This is a genomic window from Opitutus sp., assembly GCA_024998815.1.
GTDB lineage: Bacteria > Verrucomicrobiota > Verrucomicrobiia > Opitutales > Opitutaceae > Rariglobus.
The window spans coordinates 297,586-317,749 of sequence record JACEUQ010000003.1 but is presented as its reverse complement, the minus strand read 5'-3'; the positions used below and the strand labels follow the sequence as shown (position 1 = coordinate 317,749).

The following is a 20,164-nucleotide window of genomic DNA, read 5'->3' as shown; positions in this document are numbered from 1 at the left end:
AACAGCCCCGGCCCCATCACCAAGGTCGCTTTTCCAACGGCGAAGTCCACGGCGGTTCGCTCCGGGGCTTTTGCACCGAACTAATTGAACCGATTTGGGTTAGCCGCGACGAGCGAAGCGACTCAGGCCGCCAAGGGCAGCGGCTTTTCCTGAGACCTTCTGGCGCGCACCAAAATCATCCGGTCAAAGTTGTGCGCGAGGATCTTCAGGGTCAGTTCGCTGCGCACCGCCGCCAACCCGCGACGACCCGGCCGGCCGAACCCGTGGTTGAACTTGAGCGTAAACATCAGCGACTCGATCGCGCTGCGCTCGGCGCGAAGCGTGATATAATCCTGGTGGTTCCACAGTTCCTCGCCGAGCAAGGCGCGCCCCTTGGCTCCGGAGATGCTCACCTTGGCCACCTTCAGCTCGTATGCCTGCGCCAGCCCTTCGGCGCTGGAGTAGCCGTCGTCGACGTTCGCGCTCGCCGGCACCAGGCCCGTGTTGGCGATATTCTGGATCAGCAGGGGCACCAGTTGCTTGCAATCAGCCACGTTGCCCGCGTCGAGAATCAGCGCGGTGACAAAACCGCCGCGGCTGCGGGCCAATTGCGGCTTGTAGCCAATCACCGGTTCCCGCCCGCCTTTTTCAATAAAAGCAGCACTGCGATCGGCCAGGCTGAGGACCCTTTCCCTCGACTTGGTCTTCACCCCATCATGCACCCGCGCAATGCTTTGCTGGATCGTCGTAATCACCGCGACCACGTCCCCGTGGATGCAGTCCAGTAGGTCTTCCGCGATCCGGCGCTTGGAGGGCCGCAGCTTGGACAGTTTAACATTTGCTTCGGCCTCTGCGGCTTCTACTTGGGTGAGCAACTTGCCGCCCAACTTGCAGGCGATTTGGTAAAACTGGTCGTAGAGCAGCCGGAGTTTTTGGGCTCGGCGGGGACCACCACCCAGCAGGGCGATGGCGCGGGCGCTCTTTCGCAACTCCTCCAGCCAGTGGTCTTTGAAGCCATCCTGCAGCGAGTTAAGCCCGACCTGGTCGAGCTTGCCGCCCATGCGGTAGGCTCGCTCAAAGAGGCGGTAAATGATACCGGAGTCTGTTGGCCAGCAACTGGATGCCTTGATCGCCGTGCTGTCCAGGGTGATATCGGTAAACGAATCGAGCCCTTCGGCCAAAATATCGGCCAATTGGGCCCGGTGGATCAGGGCGAGAGTACTCTCACTCAGGCGATTTATCAGGGGGCCAACGGTATTAGGTGCAGGCAGCGTGTACCCCAAATCATCGAGCAAGGTGCGCAACGATGCCGATTCAAGCAGCACCATCCGGGGGCAGGCACTGTATTGCGACCCCAAGTAACCGGTGGCCATGGCCGTGATAAAAACCACAACAGCGGGGGTGCGCGGACGCCCTGCGGCGAGGAACTCGGCTTGCGTTTTTTCCGCCGTGCCTGACGCCGGCACGGCGAACAACGCCTCGGTCTGCGCCAGTTCGAACTCCCGGTCCTTCCGCCGTTCGCGCTTTTCCGCCATGGCGTGGGCGTCGAGATCGGCGGTCATGGCCACTTCGATTTCGGGGTGGGACCGCCAAAAGCGCTGTAATTGCAGTAAGAAATCACCAAAATCACTGCGCGCCGGGGTTGAAAAGAAGTCGCCGGAGGGATAAACGATCGATTCGTTACTTGATAATTTAACGCCGCTACTTATTTTGTTTCCTGTTTTCATGCAGTATAATACGGCACTTTTACAGTAAACTTAAATCACATAAGTTGTTTTTACTAGAAAAAACCAAAAACCTTTTCGAGGAGGCTCAAACTACCTCTATTTTACGCAATGAACTCTTTTTTATATAATCGGCTTTTTCATAAAGCAGATGTTTGGCAGCCGGATGAACCGTTGATCGCGTGGGGCAGAAGCACCCGATGGTCGGTGGGATTGAGCTACGAGGGATCACTCCATGTCGGAGCGTCGGGATCAGGTAAGACCTCCGGCGGCGTCCAACTAAAAACCGCAGCTATGATGCGAGCAGGATACGGATGCCTATTTTTGACGACAAAAGGAACTACCCCCTCGGACAGCGAAATGTGTTGGAATCTAGCCCGTGAAACAGGACGTGAAAACTCTGTGGTTTCGGTAGGGCCTCGGCATCGATTAGGGTTTAATATCCTTCGGCATGAAATGCAGGCGGCCCGGGAACGGGCAGAACGAGGCGACCTTGCCGGAAATGTTGCAGCACTCTTCACCGCTGCCGCAGAACTCGCAATGCCTCGTCGGGATTCTTCGGGGTCAGACAGCGCCGATTCATAGCGGGAAGTTTACCGAGGTAAGTGCGCGGAGCGCGCGACGGTCATGATTTTCGGACATGTGGGCGATAAAGTCGGAGGTATAAAGGTGGCGTTTTTTAGTTCGTTGACCGCGCCAGTGCATGGACAGGCTGTTGGCCCAGCGGTTGAACATGCCGTGGATGCGCACCGCGTTCGGGCGGCGTAATCGGCAGCGATCATCCTGGCGCGAGGCGTCGAGGCGGGCATGCAAACCGGTCTCGATTCCCCAGTGCGCAATGTTGACCTCCAGCCATTGGGCGGGAGTCAACTCGGCGGCGGGGCGACTGGTGATCAGCGCCACGGTCTCGGTGGGCTTGCCGTGGCGTTTTCGGCAGATTCTCGCGGCTTGCGCCACCAGGGGGAAGCAGGCGCTTTCCGCGCTCAACTCGCGCGCCACCAGGGTGCGCGTCACGGGGTGCTTCTTTTCCTGGGTGGTACGTTGCTCGGCAGCGGGATCTTTTAACGGGTCAAAAAAGGGGCGCCCGGATCGGGCACTTGCGCTGCTACGATTTTCTGCAAGCCGGGCTGATTGCCTTTGACGGTGAACAGGTAGTCGCCGCCATGCTCCAGTACGATCGCCCGCGCGGTGTCCGCCTGGGTATGCAGGGCATCAAGGCTCACGAGTTTATCGACCAAATCGAGTCTCTCACACAGGGCGCGGGCGGCGGGAATCTCGTTACTTTTTTCGGCGACGACCTCGCTGCCGAGATAAAACAAGCTCGGCGAGGTAACCGCGGTCACGACGTTTTGTCCGCCGCTGTGCTTGGGGACTTTGCCGTCGATGACCACGATCTCGCTGTCGGGGGGCTCGCCTCGCACCTGACGTTGGTGGGCGAGTAAAACCTCCTCGATGCGCGAGGCCTGAACGCGGGCGAACAGCCGACTAAAGGTGGGCTGGCTGGGAGCGCCGTATTTGCCGCGGCGGCGGATCACCCCGAGGGCTTGGCGTTGGACCGGGGAGAGCCGGCGGGCGAAAGCGGCCAGGTCACGTTGGCCGCGGGGTGCTCCGGCCAGATAGGCCGCCGCCGTGATCGCCAGCAGCGCGTGCAAGGGATAGGCCCCGATGTAGGCGCGGTATTCAGGCACTTGCCGGAAGGCCTCCGCCAGGCTGATTAAATCGGGGGCCTTCAGGGTACTTCGCACCGGAACTTTCGCCTCCACCGCAGCCAGCGAGGGTTTGATCTGCCCTGCCTGAAGAGCTCTCCGGGCCCGGGGCTCCAGCTCGCGCACAAACAAGCGCTTGGGCTTGGCGTGGTGCTCGTAGTAATCGCGCGACTTACGCGTGTTGCCCTTGGTCAGGCCCAACTCGGTCCACCCGGATGCCTTGTATACACTTCCCGTAAAACGCTCGGGGTCGACGAAGGTTTCCACGACGAGCACGGGGTGCTCGTAACGCGACTGCCAGTCGGCACTGAGCCGGCCGAGCACCCGGCTCAAAACCGCCGAGCCCAAGTTGGGCACCGCCGGCTTGGGCAGCAGCAGGAACCGCACGTTGTTGACCACCAGCGCCAATCGGCGTCGGCGCTGTTCGCCACTCCAGCCAATCCACGCCTCCCGGCCGCGCAGGTGCAGCGCCGCCGCCGCAAACACCAGCACCGCCACCCAGGTGCCCTGCGCATCGCTCACCGCGTACAGCAGCCGCTCGCCCACCGGTTTCACCGCGCCCAGATAGTGATGCTCCTCAAGCAGCCCCTGCGCTCGGGCGTTTAACTCGGGGCTGTCTAGCACCTGCACCTGCAAGTGGCGCAGCGAAATCACCTCCCCTTGGGGGTTCGACGGGTTCGTTTCGGCCGGCATCATTCACCCAGCCAAAATGAATTCCTGGGGCTTGTCCCGCTTATTCCGCTCCTTTGTTAGTATTCAGGTGTTTAGCTGTTCAATGAATCGGCGGTGGGGGTCAGATCACATCTGGCGGCAGGCGGTCGAAAATATGGTGCGCCACGCGGTAACCGTGGTCTTCCGCGCCACCGACGACTTGCTCCTCGATGATATCGTGTCGGTCGTAAAATCTGCGCCCCAAAATCTTGCTCAGGCCAAAGATCCAACTTGGTGCCGGGAGTCCAAGTGTGCGCAGATGATCGAATCAGCAGTAAATCGCTCCGGCGGAGACCGGAACGTGCAACTAGCTCGCAGCTATTTTCTACAAGAGTTTGCCGTGTATCCACCGGACACCAAAAACAGCGTTCTATTCACCTTTTCATCCGGGTGTGCTGACGTTTTTCAGCGGGAGCCTTTGCATGGGATGTTCTTCGCCGGGACAGATTACACCCCCGAAATACTACTGGATGGGGCAATCCTGCTCTGTGACTGTCCTGTTAACGAGTATCGAGAAATCGGTCGAATCGCCAACGGGCTACTGCGATTAAGCGTCCAGCGTATGTTGGAGCGGCGGGCATCGCACCCCAGTCAACGTCCGGTGGCGATAATTTGGGATGAATGCCAGAAAACGCTGCTACGGTCCGATGTCAGTTTTCAGGAAACAGCCCGTTCGTCCAAATGCGCAACCGTCGCCGTCACTCAGCATGTGCCGGCCCTGAGGGATGCCGTCGGACCCGACCTCACCGCAACCTTCCTCGGAAATCTTCGAACAAAACTCTTCTGGCAAAACAACGAACCGGAAACAGGTGACTACATGCGGAAACTTTGCGGTCAAAAGGAGGTCCCGAAGCAAACCCATGGGCGAGACGCATCCGGAAAAAATACCCACAGTGAAACGCCGATCCTTGAAGATGCCCTTCCGCCGCAGGCGACCCACAATCTAAAAACCGGAGGAAAGGAGAACGATTACCAGGTCACAGGATTTTTGATTGTCGGCAGCAAGAAGCTGAAAAACGACGAACCTTACCAAGAAATCCTTATTCACCAAAAAAAGCTGCGTGGCGGGTGGTTCACGCGACGCGCACGTGTTGTCGCACAAACGCGCCCTTGCCCCGATTTCCGGTATCTGCGGAAGGAGGGAGCTTAAATGTCTGACCGTGCAACCCGAGGCCCCGTTAAAGTCGACTGTACCACACGAATGCTGACAGGCACACTGACCGAAACTTTCGGCTTGGTCACAGTCCGCACTGGCTCCGGTGTCGGAGCCTGCGAGCAGGATGATTCCTGCTTCACGAACCACAAGCGCAGCGTCTCCTCTGAAACGTGCGTCCCCATTTGGCCCAACGCCGCAACCAAGATGCGCACCGATGTCCCCTCCGCTCGTTCCTTAAGAAGAACGCGACGGTGCATATCCAATGCATCCGCCTTGGTTGTTTTTCCGGCTTTAGCTTGGGCAATTAACTGGGAAAGTTTTTTGGAATCGTTGGCGGTGGGTTCGTTCATGACTGGGAAATCGTTGGGGAAATCATGGGCGCCCAATGGGGACCGCCAAGGAAAACACCAGCGACCGGCAGGGGAAAAATCTAAGCGAAATCGCTCAGACGTTGGTGTCTCCAAAATATGGGTGGGGGTTCTATGCTGACCATCCGAACCTGTAAGGACCACGGTCATGCGCTTGGTCAGTATCTGCGTCAGGCCGACTACTATTCCGAGGACCTAAAAATCGAAGGCATGTGCTACGGAAATCTGTGCGCAAAGGTCGGCCTCACGGCAGGGACCAGCATCTCGGATGATGCCTTCACTGCGCTCTCTCAAAACGCTCATGCGGTCACCGGTGAACAACTGTCACAGCGGATGGCAGCTGAACGCCGGGCTGGCTGTGACGCTGTTTTTTCTGCACCGAAATCGGTTTCAATTCAGGCCTTTATCGGTGAAGACTCCCGACTAATCGAAGCCCATGATGCCGCCGTGCTCGCGACCTTAACAGAAGTCGAACGGCACGCGGCACGCCAAACAGGGCAGGCGATTAACAAGCGCCATGTGCCAACCGGCAGCATCGCCGCCGCCGTTTTCCGCCACGGCGAAAGCCGTGCCCTCGACCCTCAACTTCATTCCCACTCCTTCATCTTCAACGTCACTCGCGACGCACTGGACGGTAGCTTGGTGGCACTTGAAGCCGGGAAGCTTTTCGACCGCGCTCGGTATTTCACCGAAATCTATCGGAATGAGCTGGCCCGGAAATTAATGGCGATGGGCTATTCAATCGAGAAGACCGAGCATGGTTTTGAGCTAGCGGGCATTCCGGCCGAGCTTATCGCCCGCTTCTCCAAACGGTCGCAAGATCGTGATGCCGCCATCGGTAAACGGGAATTCGAACTCGGGCGCACCTTGACCCACGACGAAGTGGCCATTCTCGTCCGAGAAACCCGGCAACGGAAGCTCAAGGAGCTGTCGCCCGAGGAAGTCCGCTCACATCAGCTCGGCCAAGTCAGTGCGTCCGAATTAACGGCCCTGCGTCGCCTGCGTGAGTCCGCCACGGCACCCATTGTCGCGCACGTTCCAAGTTTAAAGGACTGTCTTGTGCACGCCAAGGAACACGTTTTCGAACGGCAAGCGGTGGTCGAAGATCACACGCTCACCGCCGAGGTGTTCCGGTCCGGCTACGGACACCACACGCTGGCCGATATCAAAAACGCGATTACCCACGGTCAAAATGGCCTGCTGGTGGTCGATGGCCGCGTATCTACGGCTGAAGCGATCCAGCACGAAAAATCTCTCATCGCCGCAATTCATATCGGGATTGGAAGCGAACTACCACTAGGCCGCATGCCAACCGTGACCCAGTTGAGTCAGGAGCAAAGCGAAGCCGTGCAACGCCTGCTCGATTGCCGCGATCAAGTCATGGCACTACGCGGGAAGGCCGGCACCGGCAAGACGCACTCCCTGGCTGCGATTATCGAAGGATGCGCGTCTGCCGGTCGCGAAACCGTCTGTTTCGCCCCCAGCACCAAGGCGGTGGAAATCCTCCGACGCGACGGTGCGCAACAGAAGACGGTCGGCCATGGTGCCGCCGCTCAGGCACTATCCACCACCAATACCGTTCAGCGCCTACTCATCGATTCCGCCCTCCAAACGACCATTCACGGAAAGGTCTTGGTCATCGACGAATACGGCCTGCTTTCAACTCATGATCTGACCCGGTTGATCGCCCTTTCACAGAATCACTCGTGCCGACTCCTTCTTGTGGGTGACGCCGCGCAACATACCAGCGTGGAGGCCAGTGCAGCCGCACGCCTGGTCGAACGCGAAAGTCGTATCACGGTCGCCGAAATCAGCGAAATGCGCCGCCAGTCCAAAAACCCAGCCTATCTGCGAGCCGCCACCGCCTTGGCTTCCGGTAATCTTCATGGCGGTCTGGCTCGCCTCGATGCGATGGACGCCATTGTGGAAATACACGACGCCCACGAGCGCCGCTCGCGCATGGTCGATGAATGGTTTGAAACCGTCCACACCACTGGACCACGGCACACCGCACCCAAGACCGGGCTCATGGTCGCACCGACGTGGGATGAAATCCTCGTACTCAATCAAACCGCACGAGAACGCCTCAGAGCGGCCAAGATTTTAAAAGGCGATGATCACACAGTTCGTTCGCTCTGGCCGAAGGATTGGACCCGCGCCCAAAACAAGGACGTCCAAAATTATGAAACGGGGCATGTCCTCATTGCGCGAAAGGGCACTAAGTATTTTGAAAAAGGCGACGAACTCACCGTGCTCCGCCGAGAAGGTGAACGCGTGATCGTGCGCGCCGCTCACGGGGCGGAGTTCGCCGTCTCACCCAAACAAAGCGGACTCAGTTGGTCCGTGCTGGATGAACGCCCCCTGTCCGTCGCCAAAGGTGACGAGCTTCGCCTGCGGGCGGTCGGTCAAGCCGCCATGCCCGACGGGAAGCTCAGGCGCATTGCCAACGGTAGCACCGTCACGGTAGCCGGTGTCGATTCCTCTGGTCGAATTCACCTCACGGATGGAGCAACCCTTCTCAGCCGTGAGGTCGTTCACGCTTACGCCCTCACTTCGCACGCGTCCCAAGGCATGACGGTGGATGCGGTCTTCATGACCAACCCCATCAGCCGCGAAGGTCTCTACGTCGCATCGACGCGCGGACGGGAGAAAATCCGCATCTACACGCCTGATCGCAAGGCGCTGCTGGATGCATCACGCTTGAAAAGCGAAGACCGCATCAGCGCTACCGAATTTTCCCGCACCCTCTCGTCGCCTCCCACTTCCGCCCGTGCACGAATCAAGACCACGGTGCACGAACTCCGGTCCTTCTGGACAAACGGCATCGCGCATGGCCGCGAACTCGCTCTGGCCTGTCTCCATTATCTTCACCCGGCCCAACCATCATCATCGCGGTCCCTCGGCCTCAAAACAGACGCCCCAACCCAATCCTCCGCACCAAAGCAGGAGGCCAAATAATCCATGCCACTCGCCGAATGCTACGTCACGAGCGATCACTCCGTCGGCTTCCTGCGCTTCGAAACCCCGCGCGAACGGCTATCGCTGCCGTATGCCACCCTGCTCGGTTTCACGCTTTCCAACGATGAAACCATTCTCGAACTGGATTACGCCTCCCATAAAATCACGGTTAAAGGTAAACGCCTCTACGAGGTGTTTTGCGTCCTTTCTTCCGGTATTGGCCAAGCGTTGATCGCCCGGCCGGAGACCGACGCGCTCATTCTGGGACCATCCGCCAAGGCTCCTTTCATTCAAGAAATACGCATCAAGCCTGTATCCACCGATGAATCGTAAAGTTTTTGTTGAAAATAATAGGGTGTTTTTTCAACATATGATGACTATAACGGTTACCCAAGTGTCATCAAAAAAGCTATTAGCACGAATAAATGGCAACGGCAGGGGGTGGGTCTTCACCCCCAAAGCGTTTGCCGATCTTGGCGACCCTCGTGTCGTCGGTGTCGTGCTTGGTCGGTTGGTCGCGCAGGGCAAAATCCGCAAGCTCACTCGGGGGCTCTATGACTACCCCAAGTCCCATCCGCGTATCGGGCTGCTATCGCCCGATCCCGCCGCCATCGCTCAAGCCCTTGTCGGTAGCGACCGCATACGCCTGCTCCCCTCGGGCGCGTATGCAGCCAACCTCCTCCGTCTTTCCGAACAGGTGCCCGCCAAAATCGTCTTCCTAACCGACGGTCCAACTCGTTTGGTTAAGATCGGTCGGCAAGAAATCCGATTTCGGCGAACGACTCCTCGCAACTTGGAAACGAGCGGGCGGCTGAGCGGCACGGTCATTCAGGCCCTGCGGCATGTCGGCAAAGACCACATCACCCCAGAACGGATCACCACCCTGCGCACCGTGCTCACGGAGGCCGACCGAAAAAATTTACTCAAAGATAGCCAATTCGCCCCGGCATGGATGCGCCCGCAGCTGCGCTCCATCGCCGAGGATTCCGACCATGCGTAACTTTGCCCGCCTCCCCGTAGCCGATCATACCGCGTTTTTCACCGAAGCGGCCGCCCGTCGTGGCGTGCGCCCCTGGCTCGTGGAAAAAGATTTCTGGGTGTGCTGGTTGCTGCGTGAAATTTTCGCTCTGCCCACCCTGCGACCGCACCTGGTCTTTAAAGGAGGCACCTCCCTCTCGAAGGTTTTTAACATCATCGCCCGTTTCTCGGAGGACATCGACCTTTCGCTCAGCCCTGCCTTCCTCGGCATCGCCGAATCCACCTTGGAGGACGCGGCCTCGCGCACACAGCGCGATAAAAATCAAAAGCAACTGGAGGCGCGCTGTGCCGAGATTGTGCGCGACCAAATCGCCCCGCTGATTACCGAAGCGCTCTCGGTGCAACTGGGCAACCTACCTGCTCGCTCATGGAAAATCGAAGCCATCATCGATCCGGCCACCCATTCGCCGGTCATTCTGTTTCATTATCCGGTCGCCGTGCCTTACGAGACCTACGTGCGGCCTGAGGTGAAGGTCGAGTTTGGCTCCCTCACCGATCAACAGCCCACCGGAAACCACACGGTCCGCTCCATCGTGGCGGAGGAATTCCCGCATGAAATGGTCGCCCCCGATGGTGGCGTCGTCGCCTTGGAGGTGGAGCGCACGTTCTGGGAAAAGGCGACCATCCTTCATGCTGAATACCACCGGCCGGCCGAACAGCCGATGCGCGACCGCTTCTCGCGGCACTACTCCGATTTTGCCGCCCTGCTGACGCATCCAACCAGTGCAGCGGCCCTGACTCGCTTTGATGTGCTGGCTCGGGTCGTTCGTCACAAAAGCCGTTTTTTCGCATCGAGCTGGGCGCACTACGACTTGGCGATACCGGGCAGTTTACGCCTCGTTCCGCCAGCCCATCGAGTGGCCGAAATCGAGCGCGATTACGGCCGGATGGCGGACATGTTCATCAACACGCCGCTACCGTTTTCCCGCCTGATCGATACACTCGGCAAAGCCGAGGCTGGAGTTTGGCCTCTGACTAGTTGGCCCGGAGAAGGCCGTAGAGATAAATGGGGCGTCGGGCCCATGGGAAAAAGCGTGGCCATGAACGATGGTGTCGGACCATGAGCACCACCACCAAAGTTCAGCGCATCATCCGCAAAAACAGTGAGCAGTGGTATGTGACATTACCCGCTTCCATCGCCCAGACGATGGGGTTCGCCAAGTCGGAGGCCGTCGAGTGGACCGTCACCGACGCGCATCATTTGGTCCTCTCACGCAGTCTGGTCGCGCCCGTTATGCCGGTCACGCCCGAGCTGGTGGACGTAGGCGTTAAAAAAAAGTCCAGTTGGGTTTATCCGATCGGCTGGGACGACTTATGAAACGGGCTTGTGCTGCGGCTTGCGCCGCCCCCGAGTGCGCCCGGAGACTGCAGGGGCATCTCATGGCGGCACTGGTTTCACCGTGCCGGGGGACTCTTACCAACCTGATTTGTCTGTGCGGGCGTGCCCAGCAGGACTGGACGGCCGACTACCGGTTGTATTCGCGTGACCGGGTGAAGCCGGCGGGGCTTTTCCGCACGGTCCTCCATGAGCTTGAGGTAAACCTGCCGGCGCTTACCCCGTTGGTGGCCGCCATCGATGACACCCTGGTACGCAAAACCGGGGTCAAGATCGACGGCGTCGGCTGGAAACGCGATCCGCTCGGCCCCGCGTTCCAAACCAACCTGGTGCGCGGCCAGCGCTATGTGCAACTCTCTGCGGCCTGGCCTGGTTCCGACGGACACGCCCGGATGATTCCGGTGGATTTCACCCACGCGCCGACGCCGCCAAAGCCGGGTAAAAAAGCCACTACCGACGAGGTTCAGCAGTACACGGAGAAGAAAAAACAGCAGCGGCTTAATGTCGTCGCGCTCGCCCGCATCCAGCAGCTTCGCCAGGCGCTGCCAGACACGCGCAAACTGGTGGTCGCCGGCGATGGCAGTTACACCAATGCGGTCGTACTCAAGGGCCTGCCCGCCAAGACCGTTTATATCGGCCGGATCCGCCGGGACGCCGTGCTCAACGCCCTGCCTGGACCACCCGCGGCCACCGGTCGCCCGCCGGTCTATGGCGCGCCGGTCCAGACCCCGGAAGAGCTGCGCACCGACGACACCGTGGCCTGGCAAAGCGTCGAGGCTTATGCGGCCGGAAAAAAGCACACCTTTAAAATCAAGACCCTCGGGCCGGTGCTGTGGCGTAAAGCCGGGGCGACGCTCCCGTTGCAAGTCATGGTGATCGCCCCGGTGGGCTACCGATTGCGCGCAGGCTCGAAGCTGCTCTATCGCCAGCCTGCCTTCTTGGTTTGCACCGACCCGGATATGCCCGTGGGTGACCAACTCCAGTATTACCTCTGGCGTTGGGTCATCGAGGGAAACTTCCGGGATGAGAAAACCCTGATCGGCACCGGCCAGGCACAACTGCGCACCGCCGCCTCCAACCGCAACCAACCCGCCGCCACCGTCGCCGCCTATGCGCTGTTGTTAATCGCCGCCCTGCTCTTCGGCGATCCTGCGGGGCAAACCCCTGATCCGCCGCCGCATCTTCGCCCGCCCAAATGGCGCACGCACTCTTCGGGCGCCTCGCCTGCGACCAGTTCCACGGGGGACCTCTTGCGCACCCTGCGCAGCGAATGCTGGGCCGACCAGATCGCCCCAGAGAGTTTCTCCGACTTCACGTCGACCGACCCTCCCTCCACGAACTCATCAAAAGCGCCACCCTTCTTGGCTGAAGCACTCTTCCGCGCTGCGTAACCGGGCCTCCGGCCGCTTCGCATCCACCTGCTTTTGGGGCCAAACTCCAGACCGTGGATATCAATATCCACGGACTTCTCAATGTCTTGGCCTCGTGCAAGAATCACGGCGTGAAAAAACTCTGCTTTGCGAGCACTGCCGCCGTGTATGGCGAAAACCCGGAGCAGCCCAAAGTGGAAACCATGGTGCCGGACCCGCGCAGCCCCTACGGCATCACCAAACTCGACGGTGAATACTACTGTGCCCTCTATGCACGCGAGGGCCTGCTCGAAACCGCCGCTCTGCGCTTCTTCAACGTCTTCGGCCCGCGTCAGGACCCGCGAGGCGCTTACGCGGCGGCGGTGCCGATTTTTATCCAGAAGGCGGTCGCGCACGAGCCGATCACCATTTTTGGCGACGGCGGGCAGACCCGTGACTTTATCTATGTGAAGGACATCGTCGGCGCCCTCGCCTTTCTTGCAGAACGTCCCGGTGTGACCGGTGTGTTCAACGCCGGCTACGGCCAGTCGATGAGCGTCGCCGAACTGGCCCACACGATTCTAGTGCTTAATTGCGTAGATTAATGATAGTATTTATGAGTTGGCTTCCCTTGACCTCGCGCTTGCGCCACTTGAACGGCTTGGCATTGGGCAGGTAGGCGGCGACGAAAGCGTCAATGGCCTGACTAAGTTCGGCGACGCTTCTGAAGTTCGCGCCCCGTAGCGCCTTCCTTGTTAGTATGCCGAACCAGATTTCAACTTGATTGAGCCAACTCGCCGAGGTTGGGGTAAAGTGGAAGTGGACATTGGGGTGCCGAGCGAGCCAAGCGTCGCACTTTTTGTGGGTGCAATAATTATCCAAAATCACGTGGAGTTCTCTCTCGGGCGGGTGATCCGCCACCACTTGGTCCATGAACAGCAGGAACTCCTCCCGGCGCTTAAGGGTGGTTTTCTGCGTCTTGATCAAGCCCGTGGCCACATCAAGGGCAGCGAACAAGTTGAGTGTACCGTGGCGCTTGTAGGTGCTTTTGAGTCCCTGGACGATTTTACCATTGTCGGTCTCCACGTAACCGGTGGCGCGCTCTAGGGCTTGGATGCCAGGCTTTTCATCCACACTTATCACCAATGCCTTTTCCGGTGGGCTCAGGTAGAGCCCGACGATATCGGCTGCCTTGGCTGCGAACTGCTTGTCAGTGCTCACGCACCACGAGCGCTGGCGCTGCAGGCAAATGCCCTCCTTGCGCAGCACTCGCCAGACCGCGTGCACCGAGCCGCCGAGCACACGGGCCACCGCTGGACCATCCCAGCGCGCCTGCCCCGGAGGGGGTGGCCCTTCCAATAAAGCCAGCACCCGATCTCGAAAGTCCTCACCGTAGGTGCGCTTCGCGCCCGGCCGTGCCGCATCATCCAGCCCCTTCATGCCAAGCAGCACAAAGCGATCCCTCCACTTTATTACGGTGTTCGGCCTGGTGTTGCAGCGGCGCGCCACCTCTTGCACCTGCTCGCCACTCACGCACCCAAGGATCATCCGGGCGCGCTCAACTCGCTGCCTCGACTCAATCCGGCTGGTTGCCCGTTTTTCTAGGGATTGCTGATCCCCCTCGCTACAAGTGATTCGCACGGCTTTTCGTCCCATCTACAAAGCGGATACAATATCACTTATTATTGCAAGTAAGCACTAGATCGCTCTGGCTCGCCGTCTTCCGTCATCCACGCCCCGGAGCGTGCCGGCGATATCCGCCACTCCCAAGCGAGCCCTCAAAAGCTGATGTCGGCGGGCTGGCAGCCGGCCTACGGGGTAATGAAGGGACTACAAGCCACCCTCGAGTCCTTCGCTACCTGAAGCAATGCGCGCATCGCCCACCCCACCCCACCCCACTTCACCTTTACCTTTACCCAACCCACTTAAATTCTATGTCCGATCGTTCCCAAACTCCCTCCCGCGAAGCAATGAGCGCGGTGGCCTCCCACTTTCTTTTGCACGGCAACCTGCTTGACGCCCAGCGCTACGGCAGCGGCCACATCAACGACACCTTTGTGGTCAACTTTGACCAAGCCGGCACGCCGGTGCGGTATATTTTTCAACGCATCAATCACCGGATTTTCAAAAACGTCCCCCAACTGATGGTGAACATAGGCCGAGTCACCGCTCACGTAGCCGGTAAAGTTACGGAAGGTGATAACCGACGCGCCTTGGTCTTGGTGACAACTCGAACCGGAGAGCCCGTTCACCAGACTCCGGATGGCGAGTATTGGCGTGTTTATTTGTTCGTCGAACACGCCCGCACCTACGATGCCGTCGAAAATCCTCAGCAAGCCTATGAAGCCGCGAGGGCTTTCGGTTTGTTTCAACAATCGCTTGCCGATCTACCGGGCACCCGTCTGCACGAGACCATTCCTCATTTTCACGATACTCCCAAGCGATTCGAGGCGTTGCGCAAGGCCGCCGAGGCCGATGTGGCCGGTCGCAAAAAAGAAGTGCTTCCCGAGCTCAAGTTTGCCTTTGAGCGCGAGGCTGAAACCAGCCGCCTGCTCGACCTCGTGAGATCCGGCCACATCCCCGAACGCGTCACGCACAACGACACCAAGCTCAATAACGTCATGCTCGATGATGCCACAGGCGAAGGCATCTGCGTTATCGACCTCGACACGGTTATGCCGGGACTTTCGCTCTACGATTTCGGCGACCTGGTGCGCTTCGCCACCAACACAGCGGCCGAAGATGAAGCGGATTTGTCCAAGATCGACGTCTCGCTCCCCGTCTTCGAGGCCATCGTGCAAGGCTACATCGCCGGTGCGGGCAACATCCTCACACCGTCCGAGTGGGAGAACCTGGTTTTCGCTGGTAAACTCATGACCTTCGAGGTCGGCATCCGCTTCCTCACCGATTATCTCCAAGGTGACATTTACTTCAAAACCAAGCGACCGGGTCACAACCTCGACCGCGCCCGCAACCAACTCCACTTAGTCGCGCGCATGGAGGTTGCCACAACATCACTCGAATCAATAGTGAAGAGGTATCTCCCCTGCCTTAAATGAGCCGCACACCTCTGCTTTGTCCCATGATCGTCGTGTCCGATCTCGCCGGCTGGATGGCCCGCCCATCCGCCACCGAACCAGTGTTGACCCTGCGTCAGGCTTGGAATCCCGCCTCCTCGCTCATCGGCGGCACCGTGCGTTTCTGCGCCTCGAGTCCTGACCAGACATGAACACTGAATTCAGCCGCCACCCGGGCCACCGCGCCGAGACGCTCCAGGGAATCGCGCTCACCCTTCTGTCGGTGGTCTTGAACGGCGCCTGCTATCTTCTTGTAAATCGATCCAAAAACACCCACTTGTTCTACCTCATCAACAAAAATGCACCTCCTCCTTCGTTCCTCCTGGCAGACAGTCAATATCGGCGACATCGGCCACACCTTTGGGTTCCTGGAGATTTTTCGAAAATACGCACCGGATATCACAATTACCCTTTGGCCGCTTAACATTGACCGTGGTGTCCGGGAAAAACTCACTTCCAGCTACCCAGACATTCGATTGGCCGAGGGAACGCTGAACGAACAGGGCGAGCCGGATAGCGAGACACTACGTCGTGCATTTACTGAATGCGACATTTATGTGCACGGTTCCGCGCCGGGCTTGATCGTGGCTCGCGATTTGAGGATCTGGAACGAAAAAACCGGCAAGCCCAGCGTGCTTTTCGGCATAACCATGGACCCCACCGGGCCGATGCAAACCGGGAATTGGGAAGGTGGAACTCTCGAGCAGCTCTCGCAGCAGATCGAAAGCATGCCCCACCACAGCCTGAATGATCTCCAGACATCCGTTTTTCAGTCGGCCAACCTCATCTACTGCCGTGATTCACTCACCAAGCGCTTTTTGGAAAAGTTCGGGCTCCACAGCGGGCATGTCGCTTTCGGTGCGGATGCGACCTTTGGCTTTGCCCCTGCGGCTCCGAAGGCGGCGAATGATTTCCTTCGTGAGCACGAACTCATAAAGAATGACTACCTCTGTGTGGTTCCTCGCCTGCGCTACACCCCTTACCACCGCATGCACGATTGGGTGCCCGAAGATGCCGCGACCAAGGCGAAGGATGCAGTGAACAACCGCACGCAAGCCCACGACATGGGACTGCTCGCCGATCTCGTCGTTCGGTGGGTGAGGGAAACAGGCAAAAAGGTGCTTCTTTGCCCGGAAATGACCTACGAGGTGCCGCTTGCCAAAACCACCATCTACGACCTTATGCCGGAGGATGTCCGGGCGAAGACAGTATGGCTCGAGCGTTACTGGCTCCCCGATGAGGCTCTGGCTGTCTATGCGGCTGCCCACAGCATTGTGAGTATCGAAAACCATTCTCCAATCCTTGCTTTGATATCCGGCACCCCGATTATCTACCTTCGGCAGCCGACGGATACGATCAAGGGTCAAATGTGGCGGGATCTCGGCATGGGCGACTGGTTTTTTGAAATCGGGGAAACCTCTGTGAATGATCTGTGGAAATCCATCGAAGGCTGGCTGAAGGATTATCCCAGCGCCAGACGAACCGCAGCGGCGCGCCAGGCTGCAATCGGCGCTCAATGGGCCGCCAGCATAAATGAAATCCGCTCCATCAAACGTTTGAAAACAACATGAAATTTCGTGCAACTCGCCATTTTTTTTGCGCGGTCTCAATGTCTAAGCTTATTTTCCTGCCACAGCTGGGGCTGGCTTTGTTCGTCGGATTGACGCTTGCGGGATGTAAGTCCCCACATGTGAAACTTGCAGATTCCCTGTATCGTCCGTCCACACCTGTGACGGTCTATCTTTTGAAGACTTCGGCAGATCCGCAACAGATCACCATGAAACTGCGCGGGCAATCGAAGAAAGATCGCGATCTGATTTCTCTCAGGCTTTTCGATCCATCGGACAAATTGCTTCTGCGTGAGCACTTGGATCGCGGAGGAGAAGGCCCGGATGACGCTGTCGAGTCCGATGAAACACCCAGACCCGAGGGAAAGGCATCCGCTCAAGATTCCCGTTGGCCCGCCGAGGTCGGAATCTTTCGCCGCGAACTCATACAGCCGGGAATATATGAGGTTCGCATGGTCTCTGGCTTGAAAAAAACGGTACTCCAGCTTGAGAGCGATTTTCCGATGCCATCGGGCGTTTCTTTTCAAAACGGCTTTTTCAGCGCGTGGAAACCCGGTCTCTCGAAGGTCTGGTTTTATGTTCCGCAGAATGCCATGAACCTGAAAATCAAAGGCCGTGGCATTACCCTGCGTGATTCGAAGGATCAGATTCTTTATCCCTCTACTGGCACGAAGGACGAGCAGTTGGCGGAGATCACGGTCAAAAGCCCCGGCGAGCTTTGGAGCATGGAACTCAATGGTGACTGGCAATTTTCCGCCGCAGGTTTTCCCGTGATTTTATGTGAGGAGGCGGAAGCAGCCAAGGCGCTCGGCGCCTCAACCGGAATGACGCCCGATGGCTCTTGGTTGGCATTTCGCGATCAGGAAACTCTCTTGGAGAGAATACCAGGATTGCTCGCGCCGGAGAAGGTCGGCCAGACCGAAGCGCTCATCAAACTTCTCGATGCGGATCCCCAAATTTGGAGCAAAGGCGATCCGGCCAAGGCACTCGCCTTCCGGCAGGCATACGGGGTGGGTCCGGGGCTCTTCTTTAGTCTGCGCGAGCAGAATCTCGACCCGACGAGCTTATGGGGCGGCACGATCGGCAAACAGGTTTGGGGCCCGCGCTTGGCAGCCAAAGAACCCAAAGATCGCTGGGATTATCTTCATTCGATGCCGGAATTCCAAGGGGTCGGCAAAGGTGGAATCAACCAGGCTCCTTACGCTCTCGGTCTCGCATGGGCGTATGCGCTCGACGAGCCATTCAATCCGTATCGGCATCGTGCCGATGTGCTCAACCGCGCCACTGCGGCCGCACTGCGCGACATCGTCGGCCTGACCGAAGACGAAGTCGTGCCAGGCACGCCGTCCGAATTGAGCACTTACCCCGGTTTCCCCGGATTCGTCTTTGCGAAAAGGTATTTCCCCGAGTTTGGGCTCCTCGCGCCGCACCTGCCGCCGGAGATTCGCGAACCGTGGGCCGCCGTGGTCCGCCGGCTTTTTGAGCGCCATTGGGCAGAGGGGCTTGTTGCCACGCGCAATCAAAGTGCCCACTATCTTGCGGCGTTCCAATGGTTCGCCGTGGGAACCGGAGACCCCGCCGATGCGGAGTTGGTCCGCCGGTTCGCAAAACGCTACGCCGACGGAGCCAGTCCCGCCGGTTATCAGATCGAGAATGGAGGCCCCTGCGGCACCTACTGCGGCATCCAACATTACTACATGGCGGAGTATTACCGCCTCACGGGTGATCCGGTGATGCTGGAGGCGCTCCGGAAATCTTACGCATTCTACAACTACACCGTCGCGCCAGAGCCCGATGGTCGTCCGTTCGGTGGATTCAACTACAGCCATCGCACGCCGGAAGGATTTCATGCGGAGCAATACGGTGGTGCCCGCAAAACGTTGCTTCCTGGAGAGCTGGCCGAGGTGGATCTTTGGACTGCCGGGGACTACACAACCGACGCCATTGAGAGGGCGCGGAACCAATTGCTCTCGGAAATCGGAAAGGCCCCCACGGGCGATCCCAGTTTTAGAATCGCAGAGGCCCAAGGCTCTCAAGTGCCATTGGGAAAACGCGGCACGAACCCCAACGCCGCTTGGCCTGCCGAATCAAAGGATTCCTTCCTTCGAATCATCGGCGGGGAATTGGTCGCGGTGAAACGCCCTTCTTACTATGCGGCATTTTATATCGGCAAGCCCGCCGTTTCACCGAAATCCGTGGGGCCCGGAGTCGCCGGGCTCAAAGCACCCACCAATCACGAAGAACTCACAGGCGCGAACCCTTGGGAGCTTTATCGCAATCAAAAGGGAACGCTGCGCCCCTTCAATAACGCAGGATTCACCACCTTCGCCATTGCAGGCTACGGCAATGCGATTCTGACCGGTAACAGCCCTTATTCGCACCACGGCCTTGTGGCCCTTGGAGCAGATGGCAGGCGCCACGCCGAAGATTATTTCGCAAGCGTCGCATCCGTGGATGAGTCGGCAGGAACGCTGACCGCTCGTGGGCAATTGGATTCTCTCCCGCTCAACTACACGCGGCGCTACACCTTTGAGGAAAACGCAATCATCGTGGAGGTCACCCTCCGCGCAGCAAACGCGTTTTCGTGCGAGTCCTTGGTGGAAAACATTCCGCTCGCCACCGGCCCGTTCAAAAAAGAGGGAGCGACGATTACGGTGGAGGGAAGCGAGACACCTGCCGACCTGTCATCTTTGCCGGAGGGAATCAGGAAAAGCGTCCGCCTCGCACACGCCCATGCAGGCGGAGTGTCCTTGACGGACAAAAAGGGTCGCGGACTTCGTATCAAACTCGACGAACCGCGTGATCTCAAAATCTGCCGGAGCGGACTGCAAGGGCGTGACGGCATTCACTATGACCGAGTCGAGGTCGCCCTCCCTGCGACGTGGCAGAAGGACCAAGAGGCCACGTTACGCTACCGAATGGTTATGCTTCCCTACACGCAAACTGAGAACGAAACATTATGAACACACGCCCTGAACCGCGAACCTACACACAATTTGTCGCACACGGCATCATCTGGATTGGTGCAATCATTGCCGCATCCATCGTAATCGCTATACCCGGAGACCACTCGATTATCATTCCTATTCTGGTTACCTGCGCCGTCACCAGTCTGGGAATTATCGCCGACAAGCCGAAGACTGGTTCCCGCGTAGTCTCTGAGACGCGTGAACACGATAACCGCAACGCCTAAT

Annotated in this window: 18 protein-coding genes; 13 read left to right on the top strand and 5 right to left on the bottom strand. The window is 58.7% G+C overall.

Annotated features, from left to right (window positions below):
- Nucleotides 1–122 precede the first annotated feature (122 nt).
- The 3 genes from H2170_16460 to H2170_16450 form a co-directional block, all read right to left on the bottom strand.
- Complete coding sequence (locus H2170_16460) at nucleotides 123–1,706, bottom strand: transposase (GenBank protein MCS6301664.1); 1,584 nt, start codon at nucleotides 1,704–1,706, stop codon at nucleotides 123–125.
- A gap of 576 nt (nucleotides 1,707–2,282) precedes the next feature.
- Nucleotides 2,283–2,717: a hypothetical protein gene (locus H2170_16455; GenBank protein MCS6301663.1), complete on the bottom strand. Its 435-nt coding sequence runs from the start codon at nucleotides 2,715–2,717 to the stop codon at nucleotides 2,283–2,285.
- Nucleotides 2,718–2,764: 47 nt separating this feature from the next.
- Nucleotides 2,765–4,105, bottom strand: a complete 1,341-nt coding sequence (locus H2170_16450) for an ISAs1 family transposase (protein MCS6301662.1) — start codon at nucleotides 4,103–4,105, stop codon at nucleotides 2,765–2,767.
- Nucleotides 4,106–4,118: 13 nt separating this feature from the next.
- On the opposite strand from H2170_16450, the gene H2170_16445 reads away from it, so the two are divergent.
- Nucleotides 4,119–5,270, top strand: a complete 1,152-nt coding sequence (locus tag H2170_16445; GenBank protein MCS6301661.1) for a type IV secretory system conjugative DNA transfer family protein — start codon at nucleotides 4,119–4,121, stop codon at nucleotides 5,268–5,270.
- On the opposite strand, the gene H2170_16440 is transcribed toward H2170_16445, so the two are convergent.
- Nucleotides 5,267–5,626 (bottom strand): hypothetical protein, encoded by a 360-nt coding sequence (locus H2170_16440; GenBank protein ID MCS6301660.1) that lies wholly within the window; start codon nucleotides 5,624–5,626, stop codon nucleotides 5,267–5,269. The genes H2170_16445 and H2170_16440 overlap by 4 nt on opposite strands.
- A 132-nt stretch (nucleotides 5,627–5,758) precedes the next feature.
- Between H2170_16440 and H2170_16435 the strand changes: the two genes are divergently transcribed.
- The 7 genes from H2170_16435 (at nucleotide 5,759) to H2170_16405 (ending at nucleotide 12,930) form a co-directional block, all read left to right on the top strand.
- Nucleotides 5,759–8,602 (top strand): relaxase domain-containing protein, encoded by a 2,844-nt coding sequence (locus tag H2170_16435; protein ID MCS6301659.1) that lies wholly within the window; start codon nucleotides 5,759–5,761, stop codon nucleotides 8,600–8,602.
- Between the two features lie 3 nt (nucleotides 8,603–8,605).
- Nucleotides 8,606–8,935, top strand: coding sequence for a hypothetical protein (locus H2170_16430; protein MCS6301658.1), 330 nt, complete (start codon nucleotides 8,606–8,608; stop codon nucleotides 8,933–8,935).
- A gap of 40 nt (nucleotides 8,936–8,975) precedes the next feature.
- Nucleotides 8,976–9,602: a hypothetical protein gene (locus H2170_16425; GenBank protein MCS6301657.1), complete on the top strand. Its 627-nt coding sequence runs from the start codon at nucleotides 8,976–8,978 to the stop codon at nucleotides 9,600–9,602.
- Nucleotides 9,595–10,704: a nucleotidyl transferase AbiEii/AbiGii toxin family protein gene (locus H2170_16420; GenBank protein ID MCS6301656.1), complete on the top strand. Its 1,110-nt coding sequence runs from the start codon at nucleotides 9,595–9,597 to the stop codon at nucleotides 10,702–10,704. The genes H2170_16425 and H2170_16420 overlap by 8 nt, the downstream gene beginning before the upstream one ends.
- Nucleotides 10,701–10,958, top strand: a complete 258-nt coding sequence (locus tag H2170_16415; protein ID MCS6301655.1) for a hypothetical protein — start codon at nucleotides 10,701–10,703, stop codon at nucleotides 10,956–10,958. Before H2170_16420 ends, H2170_16415 begins: the two co-directional genes overlap by 4 nt.
- Nucleotides 10,959–11,020: 62 nt before the next feature.
- Nucleotides 11,021–12,367: a transposase gene (locus tag H2170_16410; protein ID MCS6301654.1), complete on the top strand. Its 1,347-nt coding sequence runs from the start codon at nucleotides 11,021–11,023 to the stop codon at nucleotides 12,365–12,367.
- Between the two features lie 53 nt (nucleotides 12,368–12,420).
- Nucleotides 12,421–12,930: an NAD-dependent epimerase/dehydratase family protein gene (locus H2170_16405; protein MCS6301653.1), complete on the top strand. Its 510-nt coding sequence runs from the start codon at nucleotides 12,421–12,423 to the stop codon at nucleotides 12,928–12,930.
- Here the strand turns inward: H2170_16405 and H2170_16400 are convergent.
- Complete coding sequence (locus tag H2170_16400; GenBank protein ID MCS6301652.1) at nucleotides 12,914–13,981, bottom strand: IS630 family transposase; 1,068 nt, start codon at nucleotides 13,979–13,981, stop codon at nucleotides 12,914–12,916. The two genes, H2170_16405 and H2170_16400, sit on opposite strands and share 17 nt — an antisense overlap.
- A 314-nt stretch (nucleotides 13,982–14,295) precedes the next feature.
- Between H2170_16400 and H2170_16395 the strand changes: the two genes are divergently transcribed.
- The 5 genes from H2170_16395 (at nucleotide 14,296) to H2170_16375 (ending at nucleotide 20,163) form a co-directional block, all read left to right on the top strand.
- Nucleotides 14,296–15,384: an aminoglycoside phosphotransferase family protein gene (locus H2170_16395; protein ID MCS6301651.1), complete on the top strand. Its 1,089-nt coding sequence runs from the start codon at nucleotides 14,296–14,298 to the stop codon at nucleotides 15,382–15,384.
- Nucleotides 15,381–15,554, top strand: a complete 174-nt coding sequence (locus tag H2170_16390; GenBank protein MCS6301650.1) for a hypothetical protein — start codon at nucleotides 15,381–15,383, stop codon at nucleotides 15,552–15,554. Before H2170_16395 ends, H2170_16390 begins: the two co-directional genes overlap by 4 nt.
- A 147-nt stretch (nucleotides 15,555–15,701) precedes the next feature.
- Nucleotides 15,702–16,973: a polysaccharide pyruvyl transferase family protein gene (locus tag H2170_16385; GenBank protein MCS6301649.1), complete on the top strand. Its 1,272-nt coding sequence runs from the start codon at nucleotides 15,702–15,704 to the stop codon at nucleotides 16,971–16,973.
- Nucleotides 16,970–19,933, top strand: a complete 2,964-nt coding sequence (locus H2170_16380) for a hypothetical protein (protein ID MCS6301648.1) — start codon at nucleotides 16,970–16,972, stop codon at nucleotides 19,931–19,933. The genes H2170_16385 and H2170_16380 overlap by 4 nt, the downstream gene beginning before the upstream one ends.
- Nucleotides 19,930–20,163, top strand: coding sequence for a hypothetical protein (locus tag H2170_16375; GenBank protein ID MCS6301647.1), 234 nt, complete (start codon nucleotides 19,930–19,932; stop codon nucleotides 20,161–20,163). The genes H2170_16380 and H2170_16375 overlap by 4 nt, the downstream gene beginning before the upstream one ends.
- The last annotated feature ends 1 nt before the right edge of the window (nucleotide 20,164 follow it).